The following is a 24,281-nucleotide window of genomic DNA, read 5'->3' on the forward strand; positions in this document are numbered from 1 at the left end:
CGCGTGGCCCGCGATTTTACCCGACCCGCTCGATCGGCCGGACGGGTCCGCACAACGATGCCAGCGCCGGCCGGATATCGGGGAAGTCGAACACGAAAACCGAGGCGGTCAGTGCCGTGGGCGCAACGCGCTGGCCTTCCAGCACGAGGTCGGATTGCTCGCCCAGCGCCAGCCGCAGCAGCCATGCGGGCGTCGGCAGCAATGCGGGTCGGTGGAGAACACTGGCCGCGGCGTTGGTAAAGTCGGCCTGATGGACGGCGCCGGGAGCGACGAAGTTGTAGGCCTCGATCGGCGCGGGCGACGCCTGGCTGCTCTCTTCCCCGCGCGTGGTCTCGCGCGGCCAGAGATGGGCCATGCCGCGCAGCAGGTCGTGGATGTGGATCCAGGACAACCACTGCCGCCCGGTCCCGGTCCGTCCGCCCAGGCCGAGCTTGAAGGGCAACAGCATCATCGGCAGCGCGCCGCCGTGCCCCAGCACCAGCCCGAAGCGCATGCACGCCACACGGACCCCGCAATTGGCGGCCTTGGCGGCTTCCGCCTCCCACGCCTGGCACAGCTGCGACATGAATACCGGCTGCGGTGAACTGTCTTCCGAGAGTGGCGTGTCGTCGCCCTGGCGCTGTACGCCGTAGTAGCCGATCGCCGAGCCGTTCAGCAGCAGCGCCGGTTTGTGCGTGCTGCGCGCGATCCACTCCACAAGGCTGCGGGTGGTGCCGATCCGGCTCTGCATCAACATCTGTTTGCGCCGATCCGTCCAGCGCGGGCCGAGGATCCGTGCGCCGGCCAGGTTCACGATCACGTCGACACGATGATCGTCCGGCAGAGATGCCATGTTGCCAACGGCGTTGACCGAGCCATCGAACAGCGAACGCGCACGCTCCGGATCACGCGAGAGCGCGGTCACCGTGTGGCCGTCGTCCAGCAGGGCGCGAACGAGTTCCTGGCCAATAAAACCGGTGGCGCCGGTCACCAGGACGTGCTGTTGCTCATCGCAGAATCTGATCGGTTTCACGGGCTGCTCCGTTAGAGCGGGACGGCGGGCGCGCCGCCGGGCGTGCGCCAACAGCCGCCCAAGCGTGCGTCCTGTGTATATCAGGGCCGGGCGAAAGCCCGCGTGTTGGGCACCGTCGCCGAACCCACGCCGTTTCGCTGCAAACACCTACGCTTGCGCGTGCATTCCGTTCACCAGGGCACCCGCTTTCAGCGCCCGCCCCGGATGCAAGGCGTCGGCCACTGCCCTAGTATTGAGCTGTCCATGGAGAGGCACATGAGCAGCGGAGTATCTGTTCCCCAGGCCGTGCTGGCCGCATTGTCCCGGTATCGCGACGCCGACCGCCTGTACGCACTGGCGGTGGGCGGCGCGTCGTCCGATCTGATCGTGGAGCGCTGGCAGGGCCGCGAGAGCCTCTCGCAGGGCTTCGAGTGGTGGATTGACGCGCTCTCCACCGACGCCGGCCTGGACCTGGACGCGCTGCTCGGCCAATCGGCCACCTTCTCGACCCGCGCCGCGGACGGCGGACGCATCCCGCGGTCGGGACTGATCCGCCAGGCCGAGTGCGTCGGCAGCGACGGCGGCTTGGCCAGGTACCGCCTGTGCCTGGTGCCGTGGACCTGGCTGCTTACCCAAGGCCGCCACAGCCGCGTATTCCAGGACCGCACGGTGCTGGAGATCGTCGAGGCGGTGTTCGATGACTATGCGCCGCTGGCAAGCTGGCAGGTCGGCGACGAGGTCGGCCCGTTCCTGGCGGAGGTGCGCCCGCGCAGCTATTGCGTGCAATACCGGGAAACGGATTTCGACTTCGTCAGTCGCCTGCTCGCGGAAGAGGGCCTGGGTTGGCGGCTGCAGGAGACGGGCGAGGCTGGTCACGAGTTGGTACTCTTCGCGCGCAGCGGCAATTGCCCGCAGGATGAGACCGCTGCAGGCGGTGGTGGCATCCGCTTCCACCGCAGCGACGCGACCGAGTCCAGCGATACCGTGCAGTCCCTCGGCGCGCAGCATTCGATTGCCGCCACCGACATCACCCTGCTCAGCCACGACTACAAGAGCATGTCGCTGGGGGCCAGCGTTCCGTTGGATGAGAGTGCGACCGACCTGCGGCTGGAGTCGTATGACCCCACCGGTGCCTACAGCTTTGCCAGTCAGGCCGAGGCCGCGCGCTACGCCGGGTTGCTGGCAGATGCGGCACGAGCTCAAGGGGCGCGCTGGCTGGGCCGCTCGACGGTGCGCAGCTTTCGCGCAGGCCAGTGGTTCGCGCTTACCCAGGCGCCGGTCAACGGCGATGCGCCGCCGGAGCTGCTTCTGGTGGACGTACAACAGGCCGGCATCAACAACCTGCCCGACGCCGTGCGCGAGCGTGCTTCGGAGCATTTGGGCGCCGCGCCGCCGATCGCGGAACCGGATGCCTTTGGAGCGGGCGGGGCTCGCGCGGCGTCACTTTCGGCCGGCACTGGCGCCTTGATCGCGTCCGCTGCAGATGGGAACGGATCGGACGCAAAGAACTGGCAGGCAATCTGGGCCCGCGCCGAAGCCATCGGCTATGCGAACAGTTTCATTGCCGTCCCGCGCGAGCTGCCGTGGCGACCGGTGCTGGCTGATGACACCGGCCTGCGCATCAACCCGCGCCCTACAGCGCCTGGTTACCAGAGCGCCATCGTCGTCGGCGATGGTGGCTCCCCGCACGCGTCGGGAGTGAAGGAGTTGCACTCCGATGCACTGGGTCGGGTGCGGGTGAGGTTCCACTTCCAGACCGACCAAGGCACTTCGACTGCCGCCGACAGCTGCTGGCTGCGCGTCGCCCAACGCTATGCCGGCCCCGGCGTGGGCAGCCAGTTCCTGCCTCGCATCGGCCAGGAAGTGCTGGTGGGCTTCCTGGACGGCGACATCGACCGCCCGATGGTCGTCGGTGCGCTGTACAACGGCCAGGGCGAAGGCGGCATCGCCCCGACCCCGGGTGGCGAGGCGGCGTCAAGCGAAGCCAACGACCTGTTTGCTCAGGCCGGCGACCATCGGCCCGGCGCCCAGGCCAACCGCGCCGGCGGCAACGCGCCGGCTTGGCACGGCATGAGCTCGGACGCCGACGGCCACCGCAACGCCGCCGCGATGAGCGGGTTCAAATCCCGGGAGTTCGGTGGCGATGGCCATAACCTGTTGGTCTTTGACGACAGCGACGGCCAGCTGCGCCTGCAACTGGCGACCACCCACGCCGCCACCCAGCTCAACCTGGGCCACCTGATCCACCAGTCCGACAACTACCGCGGCAGCTTCCGTGGCGAGGGCTTCGAGCTGCGTACCGACCAGTGGGGCGCCGTTCGGAGCGAGCGCGGCCTGTGGATCAGCGCCACTGCCAACGATGCCGAGGCTCCGGCGGGCGAACACGTCGCCGCATTGGCTCTATTGAGGCAGGCCAGCCAACTGGCCGGTTCGTTCAACGAGATGGCCACCACCCACCAGACCGTCCGTCTGGCCGCGCATCAGGGCGCGACAGCCGCAAACAGCTCGCGACTGATAGAGAATCAGGCCCCGTTGGAGGCACTGCTGGCAAGCGCGGGAACCGTGGTGACCGGTGCCGCGTTCGGAGAAGGCACTGACGAGGCCCCCGAACGCAACCCGGCCGGTGGTGACGGCCGCGTTCCCCACAGCGGCGACGCCATCATTGGGCTGACGGCCCCAGCCGGCATCGGAATCGTGGCGGGACAGAGCCTCCACTGGATCGTCGGCGAAACCCTGACGGTGGCCAGCGGCGAGGTCAGCAACCTGGCCGTCGCCGGCGACCTGCGCATCCACGCCGGCCAGGCGATCGGTTGGCTGGCCGGCGCAGTCGAGGGCAATGTCACCAGCGAGCACGCCCTGGCACTGGTGACCGCCGAAGGCGAGCTGGACATCCAGGCGCAGAAAGACGCGATCAAGCTGCAGTCACGCGACCGGCTCAAAGTGGTCAGCGCCAACGCCGAGGTCGATCTTGCGGCCGGCAAGACGGTGCACCTGGCGACCAGCGGCGGGGCAAGCATCACCATAGAAGGCGGCAACATCGTTATCGAATGCCCCGGCAACATTACCGTGCATGCGGCGAAGAAGTCGTTTGTGGGGCCGGCACAGCTGAGTCGGGAGATGAACAGCTGGCCGGAGACGAAATTCGACCAGAGCTACGTGGTACGCCATCGCGCGACCGACGAGCCCATGGCCGACACCCGGGTGGAACTGACCCGTGCCGATGGTGCGCGCATGTCGCTGGTCACCGACGCTGAGGGCAAGCTACCGATACAGAAGGGTCTGGGCCCGGAGAAGGTTGTAATCAAGATCCTCGGAAAGGAATGAAGCAGGCATGCCACGGAAGGAAGACGAAATCAGGATTGGCTCCCATGAAACCGACGGGAAGGGGAGTCCGGTAACCCACACAACGCTGAGCCCGACCAGCGACATCCGCCAGCGGGCCATCCTTGCCCAGCCCACCGCCGTGATCCCGATCATTTTCTTACCGGGGATCATGGGTACCAACCTCAAATCCAATACAGGCTCCAAAGTCTGGCGGCCGCCCAACACCGACGGCGTATTCCCGATCCTTGGTGCGATGGGGCAGATGTTCGCCTATGTGTTCCGTGGGCCCGCGACCCGGCAACGGATGCTGGATCCAACCAAAGTGGAGGTGGATGACCGAGGGTCCATCGATACCGGTGGCGCGCTTGAAAAGGCCGTCGCAAAGGACCGCGGCTGGGGCGCGGTGATGCGCTCTTCCTACCACCCCGTGATGGCGCTGATGCAGAAACGCCTCAACAACATCATGGAAGCGGGCGGATTGCTGGACTGGTGGAGTGAAGAGGGGCAGCACAGCCCGGCCGACTACGGCGACGAAAAGGCGAGTACAGCGCTTAGTGTTGATGATTTCAAGCACGCTGCCGGCTATCGATATGAAGTCTGGGGCGGCGGCTATAACTGGCTGCAGTCCAACGAAGATTCTGGACAGGACTTGATCGATTACATTGATAACGTCGTGCTCGCCCATCACCGCGCCAAAGGGCAAGACGTGAAGAAGGTGATCCTGGTGACCCACTCGATGGGTGGGATTGTCGGTCGAGCGATTGCCAGGGTCCACGAGTACGGCAAGCTGCTCGGGGTCGTCCACGGCGTAATGCCGGCCACCGGCGCGCCTGCCACATATCACCATTGTCGATGCGGTTATGACGGCGTCTCCCAGATCATCCTGGGACGAAACGCAAAGGAGGTCACTGCAATCGTGGGCAACTCGCCAGGCGCACTGGAGTTGCTTCCCAGCGCCGACTACGGCGATGGGCGCGCATGGCTGAAGATAGGCGGACCTGAAGATAATCCATCTCATGCACTCCCGGTATCCGACCCATACACCGAGATTTACCACAGCAGGGAATGGTACGGACTCGTTCCGGAGGAAAGCATGGAGATGCTCGATCCAGCGGGGCTGCATTCAGAGCCTGAATTCGAAGGGGCTGAAGCGGTCGGGTATGAACGCTTCACCCGCCTATTGAGTGACACCCAGCGCTTCCATGAGTCAGTTTCCGGCAAATATCCCGAGCCCGCATTTGTGCACTATGGCGCTGACGAAAGAATGCATGGGTGGACTGACGTCCATTGGCAAGGGGCCCATCTGCCTTCGCTGGAAGGAACGAGGGGCAGTAAGGATAACGGCAACGGGAAGATTAGCATCAAAAACGGTGGCCAAGTCGTCCAACTCAATTTCGGGGAGGCGGATCAACCCGGCGATGGCACCGTTCCGACAGTTTCCGGCGAGGCTCCCAGCAGGGCAGGAGTATGCGCAAGCTTCAGGCAGGGTAGTCAAGGGGCAGGCGCGCGCGTCGTAACTAACGGAAAAGGGAAGGATAAGGGTTACGACCATCAGGATAGTTACAACGACTCGCGGAGCCAGTGGGCGACGCTTTTCAGTGTGACGAGGATTTCGCGAGAGGCAGACTGGGCATGAGTATTTGCAAGGTTCCAATAATCGCTTTCGCTGTCGCCATACTTATTGCAATAACAATACCTGTAGCTGCCGGGCAAGGATCAAAAATGACAACTTACGACCATGGACAAACGGCCACACATTGCTTCGGTCGCCATTTGCTCGATCTTCCCTCCAGCAGCACTGTCAAGTCGAGCTTCGTCGTTGGCGGAGCATCTGTTGAAGTGCGCCGTGGGATAGATGCGCACGAGTTTGCCGCGCTGGTGGAGGCAAACGAGAAGAGACTGCGAACAGCACCCCACAAAACTGAAGGATCCATGTTTCGCGATCGCGTCGACTTTCAGCCTGATCGTATTTTGCTCTCCTCGTGGTTCAGCCCCAACAGTACGGCCACGAACAAGGACATGCTTTATACCCGTATGGCCGACGCTTCGGTCATGCACGTGTTTTCCGTTGAGGGAAGTGGCAGCAACCCGGCAAGGGCCAAGGAATACATGCTGCGCGTTTCGAGAAACCTGAGTCATCGGGCGACGGGTGAAACTCCGGAGGCTCCTGGATTCTGCATCGATCAAGGCCTGATTACTATGAGCAAGCTCAACAAGGAGGAGGTCACTGCGAGTGTCCGAATCAAGGAGCGGCCAGGGCTGACACTCCACTTTATGTCGTACGTCACCGGCGCACCCGACAAGCCGCTGCTGCGCCGCAACTCACGGATCCCGCCCGGCTACGAAGGCACCGCTGCCGGGATGAAGCGTCTCCGTCGCGGAGACCGCAATATAGGTCCGATCAAGGGGCAGGAACTGCTCGTCAGGGGAGACGCAGGCGGCAAGCGCAGCTACGAGTTCCTGTGGGAAAGCCAGGGTGAGAAAGCATCAATCGAGCACCCGTTCCTTTCACTGCGCATGTCAACGACAGACGACACGGACGAGAATGGCGAGATCATGGATGCACCGTTCCAGGAAGACGCCGAGGCGCTGGCCTTGTGGGACTCGATCCTGAGCACACTTCAACTGCGCCCCGGCGCAATCAACCCCGGTGGCGCTGACCTTCGCTAGGCCCCCGTCTGGATGTCGTGCTAAGCCGCGGCCGGCTTGAGCGGGCATCATGCCCGTCATGCCCGCAGCCACACCCCTGAACGCGTCTATCATCACGCGCCGCGCGATTGCGCGGCAGGCGTGGCCGATCATTCTTGCCAACGCGGCGGTTCCGACGCTGGGACTGATCGACACCGCTGTGATCGGGCATTACGGCAGCGCCGCGGAATTGGGTGCGTTGGCGTTGGGCGCGTTGCTGTTCAACTTCGTCTATTGGAGCTTCGGGTTCCTGCGCATGGGAACTACCGGCTTCACCGCGCAGGCGGCGGGGGCGGGCGACGAGGCGGAGGTGCGTGCGACGGTCGGGCGCGCGATTTTGCTGGCGGTCGGCCTGGGCATTGCGTTGATGGCGCTGCAGGGTCCGACAACCTGGCTGTACTTCGGGCTGATGGATGGCAGCGACGAGGTGGAATCGATATCCGAAGCCTATTACCGTGCGCGCATCTGGGGCGCGCCGGCAGCTCTGGCCCTGTTCGTGTGCAGTGGCTTGTTGATTGGGCTCGGGCGCAGCCGGACATTGCTGGGTGTGCAGTTGCTGCTGAACGGACTGAACGCCGCGCTCGACATCTGGCTCGCGGGTGCACTGGGGATGGGCGCCCGCGGCATCGGGCTTGGAACGGCCATCGCGGAGTGGCTTACCTGCGGCGTGGCGGTGTTGGTGGTGGTGCGTCTGCTGCGGGAGCGGCATCACGACAAGGAACCATTCCTGCCATGGGTGCGGATCCGCAACCTGGCTCGGCTGCGTCAGGCCATGGCCGCCAACGGCGACATCATGGTGCGGACCTTGTGCCTGTTGTTCGGCTTTGGCTGGTTCGCCAATGCCGGAGCCCGCTTCGGCAATGTGGTTCTTGCTGCCAACCACATCCTCTTGCAGCTGGTGTCGTTCAGCGCGTTCTTCCTGGACGGCTTTGCCTTTGTGGCCGAAGCACTGGTGGGCGCGGCCTGGGGCGCGCGCGACCGGGCCGGGTTTTCCCGCGTCGTGCGCCTGAGCAGCGAGCTGGCCGCGGTTACCGCGCTGGCCCTGGCCGCGCTGATCCTGCTGTTCGGCGGAACCGCGGTGGCGGGCCTGACCAACCTGCCGGCGGTGCGCGAGGTGGCCATCGCGCATCTGCCGTGGACGGCGCTGTACGTCGTGTTGTCGGTCGCGGCGTTCCAGCTCGATGGCGTGTTCATCGGTGCCACGCGAACGCGTGAAATGCGCAACGCCAGCCTGCTGTCCCTCGGCGTCTACCTGCTCGCCGCGTGGCCCATGACGGCCTTTTGGGGCAATCACGGGCTCTGGGCCGCGTTTGTGGTGTTCGTCGTCGCCCGGGCGCTGGCGCTGGTGCCGTACTACCGAAAATTGGGCACCAGCCCCGCACTCAATGGCGGAAGTGGCGCACTCCGGTGAACACCATCGCGATGCCGTGCTCATCCGCAGCCGCGATCACTTCCTTGTCGCGCATCGAGCCGCCGGGCTGGATGACCGCCTTGATGCCGGCCGCGGCCGCAGCATCGATGCCATCGCGGAAGGGGAAGAATGCATCGCTCGCCATCGCCGAGCCCGGGACCGACAGGCCCGCTTCCTCGGCCTTCAGTCCGGCGATCTTTGCCGATACCACGCGGCTCATCTGGCCGGCGCCGATGCCGATGCTGCGCAGGTCGCGGGCGTAGACGATCGCGTTGGATTTGACGTACTTGGCGATCTGCCAGGCGAACATCAGGTCGTCCAGCTGCGCCGCGGTGGGCGCCAGGGTCGAGACGACGGTGAGCTCGTTGCGGCCCACCTGGCGGTTGTCGGCCGACTGCATCAGCAGGCCCGAACCGATGCGCTTGAGGTCGAACCGGTTCCGCCCGTCGCCGTGGGGGATCTTCAGCACGCGCACGTTGGCCTTTTTGGTGCAGTAATCCAGTGCGCCCTGTTCGTAATCCGGTGCGATGAGCACCTCCACGAACTGGCGGTCGAGGATCGCCTTGGCCGTGGCTTCGTCCAGGGTGTGGTTGAACGCCAGGATGCCGCCGAATGCCGACGTCGGGTCGGTGCCAAACGCCGCCTCATAGGCCTCGGCGTTGCTGGCCGCGACCGCGACCCCGCACGGATTGGCGTGCTTGACGATGACGCAGGCCCGCGCGTCGAACTGGCGCACGCATTCCCAGGCGGCATCCGCATCGGCCAGGTTGTTGTAGCTCAGCTCCTTGCCCTGCAGCTGGGTAAAGGTGGCCATCGTGCCCGGCAGCGGGTGCGCGTCGCGGTAGAAGGCGCCTTGCTGATGCGGGTTCTCGCCATAGCGCAGGTCCATCACCTTGATGAAATGGCTGTTCTCCTGCGCCGGGAACACGGAGCGAGTGCCATCTTCGCTGACCGACGACAGATAGTTGCTGATGCACGCGTCGTAGGCGGCGACGCGGTTGAATGCCGCCACTGACAACGAGAAACGGGTTTTTGCCGACAGCGCTCCGTTGTTGTCCGCCAGCTCGCCGAGCAGGGCGGCGTACTGGGCCGGATCGGTCGCCACCGCGACGCGGGCATGGTTCTTCGCCGCCGAGCGCAGCATCGCCGGCCCGCCGATGTCGATGTTCTCGATGATCTCCTCCATCGAGCTGTCGGGATCGGCCGAGACCTGCTCGAACGGATACAGGTTCAGCACCAGAAGGTCGATCGCATCGATGCCGTGCTCGGCCATCACAGCGTCATCGATGCCCGCGCGCCCCAGCAGGCCGCCATGGATTATCGGGTGCAGGGTCTTGACCCGTCCGTCCATCATCTCCGGGAAGGCGGTGGCCTCGGACACGTCGGTCACCGCCAGACCCGCCTCGCGGATCGCCTTCGCGGTGCCGCCGGTGGAGAGCAGCTGCACGCCGTGGGCGGTCAACGCGCTGGCAAGGTCGATCAGCCCGGTCTTGTCGGATACGGAAAGCAGGGCACGGCGAACGGGAACAAGGTCGGTCATTGCGGGCACGGGGGCTGCGGTGGGGCAGGTATTGTAAGGGCGCCGGCCGCGGGCTATACCAGACCGTACTCGCGCAGCTTCTTGCGCAGGGTAGCGCGGTGGATGCCCAGCATCGCGGCGGCGCGGCTCTGGTTGCCATCGCAGTGCGTCAGGACTTCGGCGAACAGGGGGATTTCCAGCTCGCGCAGGGCGATCTCGTAGAGGTCCGCGTTCGCGCTGCCGTCGAGGTCGCGCAGGTAACGCCGGATCGACGTTGCGACGTGATCGCGCAGGGGCACCCGATTGCCGGAACGGATGGTGTCGGTGCGAGTGGCTGCAGCATTCAAGTCGTGTCCCCCCAGACAGTGACCGCCTGTCGCGTACGATGCGCCGCGTTGTGCGGGGCGACGACAGTCGATGAGTCTAGCCTGCGCGGCCGCTCGACAAAACCCGCGGCAGTGGTTTTCATCGGAAATCGAAGTTGAAGGCGACGATCGGGGTCGCCGGTTCCGCGATCCGGAACGACACGCTGGCGCTCTGGCCGGAGGCGAGTGCGGCCTCGTGCGCGGTGTCGGAATGGTAGTCGGTCGGCTGCAGCATCCGCGCGGCCACGGCCTGGCCATTGACGTCGGTCAGTTGCAGGTAGAGGACGGGCCAGGCCTGCGGCAGGGGAGCGTCGTTGCGGAAGCTGGCGCTGACCTCAAGCACGCCGGACTCGTCGGAAGCCGGGCGGACATCGCGCGCGAGCATCGTGTATGCGGCCGGCTCGTGCCACAGCGGGACCTCGCAACCCAGCGCCGCGCATACGCTGGCGATAACGGGGCGCCAGCGCGCACTGGCCGCCAGTTCCGCCCGCTGCAGCAACAGCAGTTGCAGTATCAGGAGCGCCGCAAGCAGGCCGAAGGACACGACCCATGGCCAACGCGGTCCGTGGAGGCGGGCAGGCGTGCCGACGGTGCGCGCAAACGTCGGGCGCCGGTGGCCGGCGCGCGGATGGCTGACCTTCGCGGTGCTCCGTCCCGCAGGGGGCGACAACTCGGTGCTCGCCTCGCCGCCGACCGCGGACTGGATATGCGCACCTGGTTTCGTCGCACCACGATCCGGCCCCGCGCCTTGACCGGTCGGATGTGCCGATGACGGCGACGGGGGCGGTGCATCGCTCGCGGGACCGGCCTGGGGGCTCGCAGCCGTGCGGACCGGCGTCGTCTCCTGCGTGTCACCGACGTCTGCCTTTGCCGGATCCATGGCGTCGGCAGCCACAACCGGGGTGTCGAGTGCTTTTCCGCAGCGCGGGCACGACTGCGTTGTGTCGCCGCGACCGACGATGAGCGCAACCAGGAATCCGCAGTGGGGGCAGGGTACGAACATCGCCGCAGTTTAGCCGAGGCGCGCGGGCAGATGACTGCCTGCAAGGCTTGCGCAATCAATCACGGGAAGGCGCGCGCGTCAGCGCCGACGAACGCCGTCGATGCGGATCCAGTCGTCCAGCCGCGCGAGCTGCAGCTGCTCGAAGGCCCTCTCGAATCGCGCGATCACCTCGTCTTCCTGGCCGGCGAGGATGCCCGACAGTGCGATCCGGCCGCCGGGAGCGACGCGGGCGGCCAGCTCGTCGGCCAGCGAAATCAGCGCGGAGGCCAGGATGTTGGCGACCACGACTGGATAGCGCATCGCGGCCGGCTCGTCATCCGGCAGGTAGACGGCCAGGCGGTCGCGCACGTTGTTGCGCTCGGCGTTGTCGGCAGTCGCGATCAGCGCCTGGGGATCGTTGTCGACACCGACCGCGCCGGCCGCGCCGAGCTTCAGCGCCGCCAGCGCGAGGATGCCCGAGCCGCAACCGAAATCCAGCACGGTGGCATCGTCCAGCTCGCCGCGACCCGCCAGCCCGTCCAGCCATTGCAGGCACAGGGCGGTGGTCTGGTGCGTGCCGGAGCCGAATGCGAGCCCGGGATCCAGCCGCACCACGGCACTGCCGTCGCGGTCGGCGCCTTCGGGCAGCGCATGGTTCCACGGCACGATCCAGGTGCGCTCGCCGAATTTCAGCGGCTCGTACTGGTCCATCCAGGCCCGTTCCCAGTCCTGGTCGGCGACCTCGCGGAATTCGACATGCGACCAGTCGATCCCGTCGTCGGCCGCCTCCAGCGCGTGCAGCAACAACTCGCGCGGCGTGGTGCCGGGAAACAGCGCGGTCAGCGACAGTTCGGCCCACAAGGGCATCGCGCCGACGCCGGGCTCGAAGATCGCCTGCTCGTCGGGCGCGTCGGCATGGGCGTCGCTGAGGGTGACCGCCAGCGCGCCGACATTCTCCAGCGCCCGCTCGTAGCGGGGCTGCTCGACTTCGGTGCACGGCAGGGTGAGTTCCAGGAATGGCATGGTCGGCTCAGCTGATCGCCAGCGACTTGTCCTTCTGTTCCTTCAGGCGCCGCTCCAGGTAGTGGATGTTCTGGCCGCCCTGCTGGAAGCCGACGTCAGCCAGGATGCGCTGCTGCAAGGGGATATTGGTCTTGATGCCGTCAATCACCATCTCGCTGAGGGCCACGCGCATGCGCGCGATCGCGGTCTCGCGGTCGGGGCCGTGCACGATCAGCTTGGCAATCATGGAGTCGTAATTAGGCGGGACGCGATAGCCGGCATACAGATGGCTGTCGACGCGCACGCCGGGACCGCCGGGTACGTGGAAGTCGGTAACCAGGCCCGGGCTGGGCATGAAGTTCTCCGGGTCCTCGGCGTTGATCCGGCACTCGATGGCGTGGCCGCTGATGACGATGTCTTCCTGCTTCAGACGCAGCTTCTGGCCGCTGGCGATCATCAGCTGTTCGCGGATCAGGTCGATGCCGGTGACCATTTCGGTCACCGGGTGCTCGACCTGGATGCGGGTGTTCATCTCGATGAAATAGAAGCGGCCGTTCTCATACAGGAATTCGAACGTGCCCGCGCCGCGGTAGTCGATCCGGATGCAGGCGTCCACGCAGACCTTGCCGATTTCGGCGCGCTGCTCGTCGGTGATGCCCGGCGCCGGTGCTTCCTCGACCACCTTCTGGTGGCGGCGCTGCATCGAACAGTCGCGCTCGCCCAGATGGATCGCGTTGCCCTGGCCGTCGGCGAGGACCTGGATCTCCACGTGGCGCGGGTTCTCCAGGAACTTCTCCATGTAGACCATGTCGTTGCCGAACGTGGCCTTTGCCTCGGCCTTGGTGGTCTGGATCGCGGTGACCAGCGCGGCCTCGGTGTGGACCACGCGCATGCCGCGGCCGCCGCCACCGCCGGAGGCCTTGACGATCACCGGATAGCCGATCTCGCGGGCGATCTTGATGTTGGTCTGCGGGTCATCGCCCAGCGGGCCATCGCTGCCGGGAACGCAGGGCACGCCAGCTTCCTTCATTGCCCGGATCGCCGCGACCTTGTCGCCCATCAGGCGGATCGTCTCGGCCTTGGGGCCGATGAAGATGAAGCCCGACTCCTCGACGCGCTCGGCGAAGTCGGCGTTTTCGGCCAGGAAACCGTAGCCGGGGTGGATCGCCTGCGCGTCGGTGACCTCGGCCGCGGAGATCAGCGAGGCCATGTTGAGGTAACTCTCGGGCGAGGGCGCCGGGCCGATGCAGACCGACTCGTCGGCCATGGCGACGTGCTTGAGGTTGCGATCCACCGTCGAATGCACCGCGACGGTATGGATACCCAGGGCGTGGCAGGCACGCAGGATGCGCAGCGCGATTTCGCCGCGGTTGGCGATGACGACTTTGTCCAGCATCGCCGCGGCCTCAGCCAATCACGAACAGGGGCTGGTCGAACTCGACCGGCTGACCGTTCTCGGCCACCACCTTGACGATGGTGCCGGACGCATCGGCCTCGATCGGGTTGAACATCTTCATCGCCTCGATGATGCCGATGGTCTCGCCGGCGGTGACCGTCTGGCCGACCGTCACGAAGGCAGGCTTGTCCGGCGACGGCGATGCATAGAAAGTGCCAACCATGGGCGCGCGCACCACGTGGCCGTCGGGCAGCTCATTCCCGGTTGGTACGCTGCCGCCGGTGGCGGCCTCGACCGGTGAGGCCATGGGCATCGGCACTGGCGCTGCAACGGGCTGTTGGGGCGCGGGCGCGGCCATGACGGTGCCGCGTGGTGACCGTGCCAGGCGGACGGACTCCTCGCCCTCCTTGATCTCGATCTCGGCCAGGTTGGACTCTTCCAACAGGTCGATGAGTTTCTTGATTTTGCGCAGGTCCATGGGAGGTCCTCGGTAGTTGTGTCGATGGGCCGCATTGGGCGGCCGAAGGGGTTTCAGGCCCGCGTCGCGGCCAGTCGGCGCAGCGCCGCATCCAGTGCGCAGCGATAGCCGGCGGGGCCCAACCCGGCGATCACGCCGACGGCCAGGTCGCTGAAGTAGCTCGCGTGGCGGAACGGCTCGCGGGCATGCGGATTGGACAGGTGGATCTCGTAGAACGGTATCTCCACCGCCGCCAGCGCGTCGCGAAGGGCAACGCTGGTGTGGGTGAACGCCGCAGGGTTGATCAGGATCACCGCGGTGCCATCGCTGCGCGCCGCCTGGATGCGGTCGACCAGCACGTGCTCGGCGTTGGACTGCAGGCTGTCCAGTTCATGGCCTGCGGTGTCCGCGATGCCCCGCAGCTCCGCGTCGATCTCTGCGAGCGTGGTTCGGCCATAGATCTCCGGCTCGCGTTCACCGAGCAGGTTCAGGTTTGGGCCGTGCAGGACCAGCAGTTTTGCCATGGGGCAGCCGCAGTGCAAAGCACGGAAGTGTGGCGGAGTGACACGCCAGTGTCCAGAAAATGCGGGGTAAATCGCCGAAGTTACGTTGATTTAAGCGACTGTTTGAATTTCGGAGCGGTTGCGGCCTGCTGGAACCCCGCCTCAGTGATCGGCCCACGAATCGATTTCACCATCGCGAAATGGGCCGATCTTCTGTTTGAGCAGGCGGCCCTGTGCGTCGAGCAGAACGGTGTAGGGCAGGACGCCCTTGACGTTGCCCAGTTGCACGCCAGCATCGGCCGGTCCGGCCGCGTCGATCAGGATCGGGTAGCGCACCGGCACGCGTTCAAGGAAGGCGCGCACCGCGTCGGCGTCGTCCAGCGCAATGCCGACCACCTGGGTTCCTTCACCGCCCTGCTGGTTGGCGAATCGGTCCAGCTCGGGCATTTCCTCGATGCACGGCCCGCACCAGCTGGCCCACAGGTTGATCAGTTGCGGGCGCCCCGCGTGGGCCTGCGGCAATTGCATCAGCGCGCCATCCAGTGCAGGTAGCTCAAACGTCGGGATCGCTTCGCCCCGACGCGCGATCGCCAGACCGTCGGGCGGGGTCGGCGCCGTGGCGGCGAGCACGTCCTGGAGCGCACGCTGGCCGATCTCGGTCCGCATCAACGGTGCAGGCGGGTTCAGCCATAGGCTCAGGCCGACGCCTGCCAGGGCAGCGAGCACTGCGGCGATCACGATTTTGCCGTTCTGGCCCATTCAGAACGCTTCCACGGCGGCATCGGCCAGAGCCTGGCGGACGATGTCGGGCGTCAACACGGTGGGCAGGATCTGTCCCTCGCCGCCGCCGCGCGGGAACACCACGTAGAGCGGCACGCCGACCGCATTGTGGCGTTGCAGGAACGCGGTGAGCACCGGATCGACGTTGGTCCAGTCGCCGACCAGGTACGCGGCGTCGGCATCGTCGAGCGCGCGCTTGAATCCCTCGCGACCCAGCACGGTCTTCTCGTTGGCCTTGCAGGTGACGCACCAGTCGGCGGTCATGTTCACGAACACTACCCGGTTCGCGGCGCGCAGATCGGCCAGGCGCTGCTCGCTGAAAGGTACCTTCACAAGTTGATCTTCGCCGACTGCGGTGTGCTCCAGCACCTTTTCCGGGAGAGGGTGTGTATGGATAAGCCACAGTGTCCAGCCCGCGCCCAGCAGCGCGATCACCGCCAGTGAGGTCGCCCATCCACGGGCATGCGTCCGCGAGTGGTTCCAGGCCCAGGCGCCCAGCGCCACCAGGACCGCTGCGACCATCCACAGGCCGACGGCGTCCGCGCCCAATTGCTTGGCCAGTACCCAGGCCAGCCACACCGCAGTCAGATAGAGCGGGAAGGCCATGATCTGCTTGAAGGTTTCCATCCACGCGCCGGGGCGCGGCAGTGCGCGGGCGAGGGCCGGCACGAAGCCGATCAGCAGGAAGGGCAACGCCAGGCCGAGTCCGAGGGCGAGGAACACGGCCGGCGCGATCGCGGCCGGCGCAGTGAATGCCCAGGCCAGCGCGGCGCCCATGAACGGCGCGGTGCACGGCGTGGCGACCACGACTGCCAGTACCCCGGTAAAGAAGTCTCCCGCCGGGCCCGAGCGCGTGGTCAGGACGTGGCCTGCCCCGGTCCAGCGGCCGGCCAGTTGCCAGACACCGGACAGGCTCAGGCCGAGCGCAAGCATCAGCAACGCGAGCAGCGCCACTACTATTGGTTGCTGCAGCTGGAAGCCCCAGCCCAGTGCCAGTCCCGCCTGTCGCAGACCCAGGGCAAGAGCACCCAGTGCCGCGAAGCTGACCATCACCCCGGCGGTGTACCAGAGCGCCTGCCTGCGCGCCGCACCGGGCGTGTGGCCGTTGCCGGCCAGCGACAGCACCTTCAGTGACAGCACCGGCAGCACGCACGGCATGAGGTTGAGGATCAGCCCGCCGATGAGGGCGAACAGGAGGATCAGCATCAGGCCCGGCGCGGAGTCCGGTGTGCCAGCGCTGGTCTGGGACGATGCGGGAGATGGGGACGAGGCAGCGGCGCCGGCGTCGATCGCGCCGAGTGATTCGTCAGTGCCCAAAGCAGCGCCGCTGGCCACGACCGTGGCATCGATTTCCCCGGCGCCCGGCAGTTGCCCCGCGGCACCGTCCGTTTGCGTGCCAGTCGCGTCGCCGGCCGCCGCCGCCACAGGGGAAGTCGTCCCGGCGGCGTCGGCAGCGGGCTTTGTCGTCGCCGTTACCGTCCCCTTCGGCAGGTCGATCTCGACCTTGCGGGTCATCGGCGGGTAGCAGATGCCGTCGTTCTGGCAGCCCTGGAAGGTGGCGGTCAGCTTGACGGTCGCGGCGTCGGCACGTTCGCGCAGCAGCGGCACCGGGACGTCGATCTGGTCGAAATACACCACCACATCGCCGAAATGCTCGTCGCGATGCTGGCGACCGGTGGGCCAGCGCGGCTTGCCCAGGGCGATGCCGCCGTCGGCCGATTCCAGGGTCAGGCGGGTGTTGTCGCGATACAGGTAGTAGCCCGATGCGGGGCTGAAGCGCAGCAGCAAGGTGTCGCCATCACCGGCGATCGCCTCGAAGCCGAACGCCTGCTCGGCGGGCAAGGGCATCGCGTCGGCGCCGCCCGCAGCACCCGGAAACAGCGCGTTGCCGCCCAGACCGCTGCTGGCCAGTGGCTTGCCGAGAAGGTTGGTGCCCTTGCTGGCGGCGGGTGCGCGGGCCGGCGGGACCGAAGGCAGCGCCACGGTCAGCTTGCGTGTCTGTGGCGGGTAACAGATGCCGGCGTCGGCGCAGCCCTGGTATTTGACCGTCAGGGTGGTGCTGGCACCGCGCGCCTCGCCCGGCAGCTGCGCCGTCAGGCGCTTGCGGTAGGTCTCCACCTTGCCGAAGAACTCGTCCTCGTGCGGCTCGCCGGGCGGCAGCTGCAGCTCACCGGCCGCAAATCCGGCATCGCTGGTCACCGAGGTGCGGTGGCGATACAGGTAATACCCGTCGGCGATCTTCCAGTGGATGGCGACCGCGCCCTGGTCGCTGGCGCGGGCATCCACGGCGAAGGCCTCGTCAACCGGCAACAGGTCATCGGCATTGACCGCCGCCAGCGCCGGTAGTGCCAGCCCGGCGAGCAACGCCAGTCCGCCCAGGCTCGCAGCAACGCGACGCCCAAGGCGGGTGCGTGGCGGGTCGCTGGGGACAGAGGGCAGGAAGGCGTGCAGGGACAGGCGCGTGCGGGGTTCAGTCATCATCTCGGGTCTGTTCCACGACCCAATCCAGGTAGGGGGCGAGTCCGCCAACGGCTTCGACCGCGATCAGCTCGGGGAGTTCATAGGGGTGCAAGGCGCGGACCCGGGCGGTCAGCGCGTCCAGCTGCTCCCTGGTCGTTTTGATCATCAGCAGGACTTCGTTGCCATGCTCGACCCGGCCCTCCCAACGGTAGGTGGAGCGCACGCCGGGCATCTCGCTCACGCACGCAGCCAGGCGTTCGGCCACCAGTGCGCGGGCCATGACGTCGGCGCTGGCTGCATCGGGACAGGTGCAATACGCGATCAGGACAGACATGGTGCTGATTGTACCGAGGCCAGCGGGGCGGCGTTCGCGCCCTGATCCATGATGTTGCAGCGCCTGGTGGCGCGACACGACTCGGGTCGCCATCGCGTCTGCGGTGTCCGGATCGCGCGCCTGGCGTCGTCTCTGGGGATGGAATCAGCCGCCGTGCCAAGGCCGCCGGCCGAGCAAACGATCTACCTGGAAGCACTTCAAGGAGACCTGCACGATGGACACACCGATGCCGCACAAGAACCGACTCACCCTCGCCATCCTCGGCGCCGCACTGGCGATGATGACGCTTCCCGCGTGCGCCGCTGACGCGGGCGCTGGCTTTGCGAGCGCGCCGGGCTACGTCGAGGTCGACTTCGACAACCTGCAGTGGGACGACTACTACACCGCCGAGCGCTTCCCCAGCCAGGGCGACTCGGTGTTCATGCCCGACGCCGACCTCATCGCGCCGGTGCGCGCCGTGCTGTTGATGGAAAACCACGAAGGGACCCTGCCGCATGCGCGTTACCGGGTGACCTATGACATGCACAGCGATGCCGAGGTCCAGAACGACGGTACCAGTGAGATCGAAATCACCCGCATCAACCTGGGCCCGGCATTCCGCGAGCAGGCGCTGGAGGGAGTGCCTGTCGAGAATCACGCGCCCCCGGAGGCGTTCGGAGTGGGGCCGCACGTCAGCTGGCGCTTCCAGATGGCGCCGATCCAGGGTATGACCGCGCACGTCGTCGAGGCGGGCCGGAAGGAGCTGTCCGATGCCGACGTCGCCGGACTGGATTGCCTGGGCATGCCATGCGCACAACTCGAATCCGCCGAAGGCCCTGCCGGCAACTGGGTGGAGCAGGCGCCGCCGGCACCCAGCGTCGACTATCGCGCCGTCACCGCCGAAGGCCCGGATCCGGGCTATGTCGTCGACCAGATGCTGGCCGTGATGCTGGGCGAGGATGGGGCGCAGCCTACGGGTCCGGCGGTTCCCGGACGCGAGCCCCGGATCACCATGGTGGTTTCGGTCAACGCCGGCGGCCAGGACGTCATGACCACCGGACTGGGGCGCAACTCGGTCGTGTATGACGACGCGATCGGCACCGTATGGGTGCGCTCGTGGCAACAGGGCGACACGCCGGGCGAGATCAGCGAGTTGCAAGTGGCGCGGCAGCGCTGATGGACATGCCCATTATTTCCGGCCCCCACCGAACGCCGGCCGCACCCGGAGGAGCGTCAAGGATGACGGTTTCAACCATTGGGTCGGCCATCGTCGCCGTATTGATCGTGATCGGCGGTGGCTGCGCGGCGGACACCGGCAGCGCGGTACCCGCGAAGGCAACCGCCGAGGCGAGGCGCCAGGCCGCGGCGGTCACCTTCCCGCGGGTGGTGATCCACACCGACGCGGGAGAATTTTCATTCCAGCCGGCCGCGTGCTCGGTGGGCGAGGAGGACGGCGCGCAGGTCTTCACCATTCACGGCCCGGGCAAGGGACCCGACGGCAAGCCGGTCTACGTCGATATTGATGGCGCGGACCAGGGGCCGATGGGCGACACGGACATGCGGATCCACGTCGGCGTCGACGCGCAATTCAAGCACGGCGATCCGGCTTGGATATCCAACAGTGCCGTGTCGCACGGCTTCGACGTTCCCGCCTCCGTGGCCAGCGTCGAAGGCGATGTGGTGGTGCTGAGCGGCGTGGTTTTCAGTGCCGACGGGGACAGCCGCCTGGATGTCGAAGGTCCCGTCCGCATCGATTGCAGCCGCTGATCAGAGCCGTAACCTCATCGCGTCCCATTACCGTTCTTTGCTCGACCATAACGTGAGCCTATGGATAACGTGACGTGAATGGGCAATAATGGCCCCGGGCTGACAGGAGTTGGCCATCGACAAGGGGTCAGGTGTGGGGGGAGGGGCACAGGACGTGCCGCGCTGGATGCCAATCCCGAACCAGAAGGGGCGTGTTCCGTCAGGACGCGCTCCTTCTTTTTTTGCACCATACGCAGCAGCCACGGCGCGGCGCCGAAAAATCTTTGCCGCGGCCCTTGAAAGCCCGCCCGCGCGCCCCATCTTCAGTCGCAGTCCCGGTGCGCCGGGCATGTCTGCATCGGTCGAGCGCCTGCGCAGGCATTCCAAATCACTGTATTCCGGATTTTTCAACCATCTACGAGGTTGCTGCAAATGAATATCAAGCCGCTGTTCGACCGCGTGGTCATCAAACGCATGGAAGAAGAGAAGATGTCCGCGGGCGGCATCGTCATCCCTGATTCGGCCGCTGAAAAGCCGATCAAGGGCGAAGTCGTCGCCGTCGGCGCCGGCAAGGCACTGGACAACGGCAGCGTGCGCGCGCCGCAGGTCAAGGTGGGCGACAAGGTGCTGTTCGGCAAGTACAGCGGCACCGAGGTCAAGCTGGATGGCACCGACCTGCTGGTGGTGAAGGAAGACGACATCTTCGCGATCCTGGGCTGATCCAGACGTCTTCGGCCACACCGGCCACACCCTTTTTCCCACAATTCCTGTTTTGAGGTTCTAGATCATGGCTGCCAAGGAAATTCGTTTCGGCGAAGACGCGCGCTCCAAGATGCTGCGCGGTGTCAACACGCTCGCCAATGCTGTCAAGGCGACTCTCGGCCCGAAGGGTCGCAACGTTGTGCTCGACAAGAGCTACGGCGCCCCCACGATCACCAAGGACGGCGTGTCCGTCGCCAAGGAGATCGAGCTGGCCGACAAGTTCGAGAACATGGGCGCGCAGATGGTCAAGGAAGTCGCCTCGCGCACTTCCGATGACGCCGGCGACGGCACCACCACCGCGACCGTGCTGGCCCAGGCGTTCATCCGCGAGGGCATGAAGGCCGTTGCCGCCGGCATGAACCCGATGGACCTGAAGCGCGGCATCGACAAGGCCGTCACCGGCGCTGTCGCCGAGCTGAAGAACATCTCCAAGCCGTCGTCCAGCAGCAAGGAAATCGCCCAGGTCGGTACGATCTCGGCCAACTCCGATGCCAACATCGGTGACCTCATCGCCAAGGCGATGGACAAGGTCGGCAAGGAAGGCGTGATCACCGTGGAAGACGGTTCGGGCCTGGACAACGAGCTGGACGTGGTCGAGGGCATGCAGTTCGACCGCGGCTACCTCTCCCCGTACTTCATCAACAACCAGCAGTCGATGCAGGCCGAGCTGGATGACCCGTTCATTCTGCTGTACGACAAGAAGATCTCCAACGTCCGCGACCTGCTGCCGATCCTGGAAGGCGTGGCCAAGGCCGGCAAGCCGCTGCTGATCGTCGCCGAAGACGTCGAGGGCGAGGCGCTGGCGACCCTGGTGGTCAACACCATTCGCGGCATCGTCAAGGTCTGCGCCGTCAAGGCCCCGGGCTTCGGCGACCGTCGCAAGGCGATGCTGGAAGACATGGCCGTGCTGACCGGTGGCACCGTGATCTCCGAGGAAGTCGGCCTGGCGCTGGACAAGGCGACCATCGAAGACCTCGGCCGGGCCAAGAAGGTCCAGGTCTCCAAGGAAAACACCACCGTCATCGACGGCGCCGGCGAGACCGGTGGCATCGAAGGCCGCATCAAGCAGATCAAGGCGCAGATCGAAGAGACCTCTTCGGACTACGACCGCGAGAAGCTGCAGGAGCGCGTGGCCAAGCTGGCCGGCGGCGTTGCGGTGATCAAGGTCGGTGCCTCGACCGAGATCGAGATGAAGGAAAAGAAGGCCCGCGTTGAAGACGCCCTGCACGCGACCCGCGCGGCAGTGGAAGAAGGCGTGGTCCCGGGCGGCGGTGTTGCCCTGATCCGTGCGCTGGCCGCCATTGTCGACCTGAAGGGCGACAACGAAGACCAGAACCACGGCATCACCATCGCCCTGCGCGCCATGGAAGCCCCGCTGCGCGAGATCGTGATCAACGCCGGTGAAGAAGCCTCGGTGATCCTGAACAAGGTTCGCGAAGGCACCGGCAGCTACGGTTACAACGCGGCCAACGGCCAGTACGGCGACATGCTCGAGTTCGGCATCCTGGACCCGACCAAGGTGACCCGCACTGCGCTGCAGAACGCGGCGTCCATCGCCGGCCTGATGATCACCACCGAAGCGATGGTGGGCGAGCTGCCGAAGAAGGACGAGCCTGCCATGCAGGGCGGCGGCGACATGGGCGGCATGGGTGGCATGGGCGGCATGGGCTTCTAAAGCCGGCACCTACGTTTCATTCGTTGCAAAAAAGAACCCCGCCGCGAGGCGGGGTTCTTTTTTGTCCGTTCCACCGGTTTACAGGTCCACGCCGAAGCCGATACCGGCCGACGACTCGCCGTCGCTGAACGCACCACCCAGGGAGAAGGATCCGGTCTTGCCGATCCGACGGCCGTAGCCGATGGACAGTCCGCTCTCGCCGCCCTGGAACCCGGCCCCCACTGCAATCCGGCCGCGCGGACTCTGGGTGCCAGCGGCATTGATCGCCATGTTCAGCATTGCCGAGCTCATTGCGCCGAGGCGGTCGATGCGACGGTCCTGACGGTGCAGGCGGCGGTCGACGTCCACGAAACGGTCCTCGAGCATGTCCAGGCGATCATTGAGGCCGCCCACGTCAAAGCCGACCAGTGCCTGCACCGCGTTGTCGGTGTAGGTATTGGCTGACGAGAGGGTGGCGGCATTGGCGGCCCGCATGTCCTCGCGCACCGTGGTCTCGCGGGTGTCGGTGTAGGCGTTGGCGTCGGCCAGGGTTTCCGCGTCGCCGCTCTGCATGTCGGCGCGGATGGCGGCCTCGCGGGTATCCGTGTACCCGTTGGCCTCGCCCAGCGTGGTCGCGTCCCCAGCCGCGGCGATCTCGCGGACCTGGGCTTCGGAGACTGTGTCAATCTCCGCGATGCGGGCATCGGTATAGCCGTTGGCGGCGGTCAGTGTTCTGGCATCGCCCGCATCGGCGATTTCCTGCACGCGCGCCTCGCTGACGCCACCACCGCCCTCCACGCCTTCCAGCGCGGCCTGCAGTTGGCGCAGGTTCACCGCATCGGTTCCAGCGGACGCGTCCCCAACATTGGTGATGCGACGCAAGCGGTTGGCATTGCCGACCGATACCGTGTTCGCCTCATCGGCGATCGAGTCGGCACCGAGTGCGACAGAGTTGGTTGCGTCCGCGCCGACCGAGCTGCGCGCGCCCATCGCGACGCCGGCCTCGGTCAGGACCTCGGCCCCTCGACCCGCGGCGATGCTGTCCTCGGTTGTCGCATTCGCCTCGTAACCCATCGCCAGGGAGTAGCGACCCGCCGCGCTCGAGCGGTTGCCCAATACGCTGGCGGCATCGCCGCTGGCGGTGTTGCCGGCGCCGAATGCATTGCTGTTGGAGCCCGAAGCCGTGTTGGAGTAACCCAGCGCCGATGCGTTGGTGCCTTCAGCTTTGTTGAGCCGCCCCACGGCAATGCTGTAGTCGCCCGAGGCGGTGTTCTGGATACCGAACGCGGTGCCCATCAGGCCACTGGAGACATTGCTGCTACCGAACGCCACGCTGTTGCCGCCGGTGGCACCGTTTGCACCGCCGAAGGCGTGCCCGCCGTTGGCGCTGGCAGTGTTGCCAATTCCGACAGTCGCTGCCCCGTCACCGCTGGCAACGTTGTCGCGCCCGAAAGCGACACTCTGGTCGCCGTCGACCTGGTTGGCGTTGCCGAACGCGGCACTGGCGATGCCGTCAACGGCGTTGCTGCGCCCGAATGCACTGCTGCCGTTGCCGGTCACGGCGTTGCGCGCGCCAAATGCGCTCGCCGAGCTGTTACCCAGGACCTGGTTGCCCCAGCCGAACGCGCTGCTTTGAGTGCCGCGCGCAAGGTTGTCGTACCCAAATGCGCTGGACTGGTTGCCACTTGCATTGTTCAGGATGCCGTACGCGCTGGCGTCGGTGTTGCACGTGCTGTTGCGATTGCCGTGCTCGGCGCCCTGGGTGCGGTTGATGGCGGGGTTCTGCACCCAGGTGCCGGTGGAGTCGTCCCAGCACGCCGGGCCGTCGGCCGCGGCCTGGGCCGGTGTGGCGATGGCCAGGCCAAGGGCGAGGGCGAGCGGGACGAATTTGATGGTGTGCGGGATGGTGCGCGCTTGCATGGTGAGTC

General features: G+C 66.3%; 19 protein-coding genes and 1 pseudogene. 8 read left to right on the forward strand and 12 right to left on the reverse strand.

The annotated features are described in order from the left end of the window. Positions 1–16: 16 nt before the first annotated feature. Positions 17–1,012 (reverse strand): TIGR01777 family oxidoreductase, encoded by a 996-nt coding sequence (locus tag INQ42_RS01870; protein WP_228064415.1) that lies wholly within the window; start codon positions 1,010–1,012, stop codon positions 17–19. Positions 1,013–1,267: 255 nt separating this feature from the next. Between INQ42_RS01870 and INQ42_RS01875 the strand changes: the two genes are divergently transcribed. From INQ42_RS01875 to INQ42_RS01890, 4 genes are all read left to right on the forward strand, one after another. After that, entirely contained in the window at positions 1,268–4,315 is a 3,048-nt protein-coding gene (locus tag INQ42_RS01875) for a type VI secretion system Vgr family protein (RefSeq protein WP_194034912.1), read from the forward strand. A gap of 7 nt (positions 4,316–4,322) precedes the next feature. After that, entirely contained in the window at positions 4,323–5,951 is a 1,629-nt protein-coding gene (locus tag INQ42_RS01880) for an esterase/lipase family protein (protein ID WP_194034913.1), read from the forward strand. Between the two features lie 86 nt (positions 5,952–6,037). Next, positions 6,038–6,985, forward strand: a complete 948-nt coding sequence (locus INQ42_RS01885) for a T6SS immunity protein Tli4 family protein (RefSeq protein WP_194034914.1) — start codon at positions 6,038–6,040, stop codon at positions 6,983–6,985. Between the two features lie 58 nt (positions 6,986–7,043). Next, on the forward strand, positions 7,044–8,414 hold the full coding sequence (locus tag INQ42_RS01890; RefSeq protein WP_194034915.1) for an MATE family efflux transporter: 1,371 nt from the start codon (positions 7,044–7,046) through the stop codon (positions 8,412–8,414). Here the strand turns inward: INQ42_RS01890 and purH are convergent. The 10 genes and pseudogenes from purH to cutA form a co-directional block, all read right to left on the reverse strand. Next, on the reverse strand, positions 8,386–9,954 hold the full coding sequence (gene purH / locus INQ42_RS01895) for a bifunctional phosphoribosylaminoimidazolecarboxamide formyltransferase/IMP cyclohydrolase (protein ID WP_194034916.1): 1,569 nt from the start codon (positions 9,952–9,954) through the stop codon (positions 8,386–8,388). The genes INQ42_RS01890 and purH overlap by 29 nt on opposite strands. Positions 9,955–10,007: 53 nt before the next feature. Next, positions 10,008–10,280 (reverse strand): DNA-binding transcriptional regulator Fis, encoded by a 273-nt coding sequence (gene fis / locus INQ42_RS01900; RefSeq protein WP_193985732.1) that lies wholly within the window; start codon positions 10,278–10,280, stop codon positions 10,008–10,010. Between the two features lie 118 nt (positions 10,281–10,398). After that, a complete protein-coding gene (locus tag INQ42_RS01905; RefSeq protein ID WP_194034917.1) occupies positions 10,399–10,968 on the reverse strand; it encodes a DUF3426 domain-containing protein in 570 nt (189 codons plus the stop codon). 411 nt (positions 10,969–11,379) lie between these two features. Then, positions 11,380–12,303 (reverse strand): 50S ribosomal protein L11 methyltransferase, encoded by a 924-nt coding sequence (gene prmA / locus INQ42_RS01910; RefSeq protein WP_194034918.1) that lies wholly within the window; start codon positions 12,301–12,303, stop codon positions 11,380–11,382. Between the two features lie 7 nt (positions 12,304–12,310). Further along, the gene (gene accC / locus INQ42_RS01915; RefSeq protein WP_194034919.1) at positions 12,311–13,678 is read right to left on the reverse strand and encodes an acetyl-CoA carboxylase biotin carboxylase subunit; all 1,368 of its coding nucleotides are present in this window, start codon (positions 13,676–13,678) and stop codon (positions 12,311–12,313) included. A 10-nt stretch (positions 13,679–13,688) separates the two neighbouring features. Beyond that, positions 13,689–14,156 (reverse strand): acetyl-CoA carboxylase biotin carboxyl carrier protein, encoded by a 468-nt coding sequence (gene accB / locus INQ42_RS01920; RefSeq protein ID WP_194034920.1) that lies wholly within the window; start codon positions 14,154–14,156, stop codon positions 13,689–13,691. 53 nt (positions 14,157–14,209) lie between these two features. Beyond that, positions 14,210–14,659 (reverse strand): type II 3-dehydroquinate dehydratase, encoded by a 450-nt coding sequence (gene aroQ, locus INQ42_RS01925; protein ID WP_194034921.1) that lies wholly within the window; start codon positions 14,657–14,659, stop codon positions 14,210–14,212. Positions 14,660–14,800: 141 nt separating this feature from the next. After that, entirely contained in the window at positions 14,801–15,397 is a 597-nt protein-coding gene (locus INQ42_RS01930; RefSeq protein WP_228062591.1) for a TlpA family protein disulfide reductase, read from the reverse strand. Beyond that, a pseudogene (locus INQ42_RS01935) lies at positions 15,398–17,819 on the reverse strand (protein-disulfide reductase DsbD family protein); the annotation flags it as partial. Positions 17,820–17,888: 69 nt separating this feature from the next. Next, positions 17,889–18,212 (reverse strand): divalent-cation tolerance protein CutA, encoded by a 324-nt coding sequence (cutA, locus tag INQ42_RS01940; RefSeq protein WP_194034923.1) that lies wholly within the window; start codon positions 18,210–18,212, stop codon positions 17,889–17,891. Between the two features lie 214 nt (positions 18,213–18,426). Between cutA and INQ42_RS01945 the strand changes: the two genes are divergently transcribed. From INQ42_RS01945 to groL, 4 genes are all read left to right on the forward strand, one after another. Then, on the forward strand, positions 18,427–19,368 hold the full coding sequence (locus INQ42_RS01945; RefSeq protein ID WP_194034924.1) for a hypothetical protein: 942 nt from the start codon (positions 18,427–18,429) through the stop codon (positions 19,366–19,368). Positions 19,369–19,430: 62 nt separating this feature from the next. After that, positions 19,431–19,958: a hypothetical protein gene (locus tag INQ42_RS01950; RefSeq protein ID WP_194034925.1), complete on the forward strand. Its 528-nt coding sequence runs from the start codon at positions 19,431–19,433 to the stop codon at positions 19,956–19,958. A gap of 411 nt (positions 19,959–20,369) precedes the next feature. Continuing rightward, entirely contained in the window at positions 20,370–20,657 is a 288-nt protein-coding gene (gene groES / locus INQ42_RS01955) for a co-chaperone GroES (protein WP_043959236.1), read from the forward strand. Positions 20,658–20,724: 67 nt separating this feature from the next. After that, a complete protein-coding gene (gene groL, locus INQ42_RS01960) occupies positions 20,725–22,374 on the forward strand; it encodes a chaperonin GroEL (protein ID WP_043959235.1) in 1,650 nt (549 codons plus the stop codon). 78 nt (positions 22,375–22,452) lie between these two features. Here groL and INQ42_RS01965 read toward each other — a convergent pair whose 3' ends face one another. Further along, positions 22,453–24,273 carry a hypothetical protein gene (locus INQ42_RS01965; protein WP_194034926.1) on the reverse strand — a complete coding sequence of 607 codons (1,821 nt, stop codon included), beginning with the start codon at positions 24,271–24,273 and terminating at the stop codon, positions 22,453–22,455. Between the last annotated feature and the right edge of the window lie 8 nt (positions 24,274–24,281).

The sequence above is a fragment of the Lysobacter avium genome (assembly GCF_015209745.1).
In the GTDB taxonomy this organism is placed as follows: Bacteria; Pseudomonadota; Gammaproteobacteria; order Xanthomonadales; family Xanthomonadaceae; genus Novilysobacter; species Novilysobacter avium.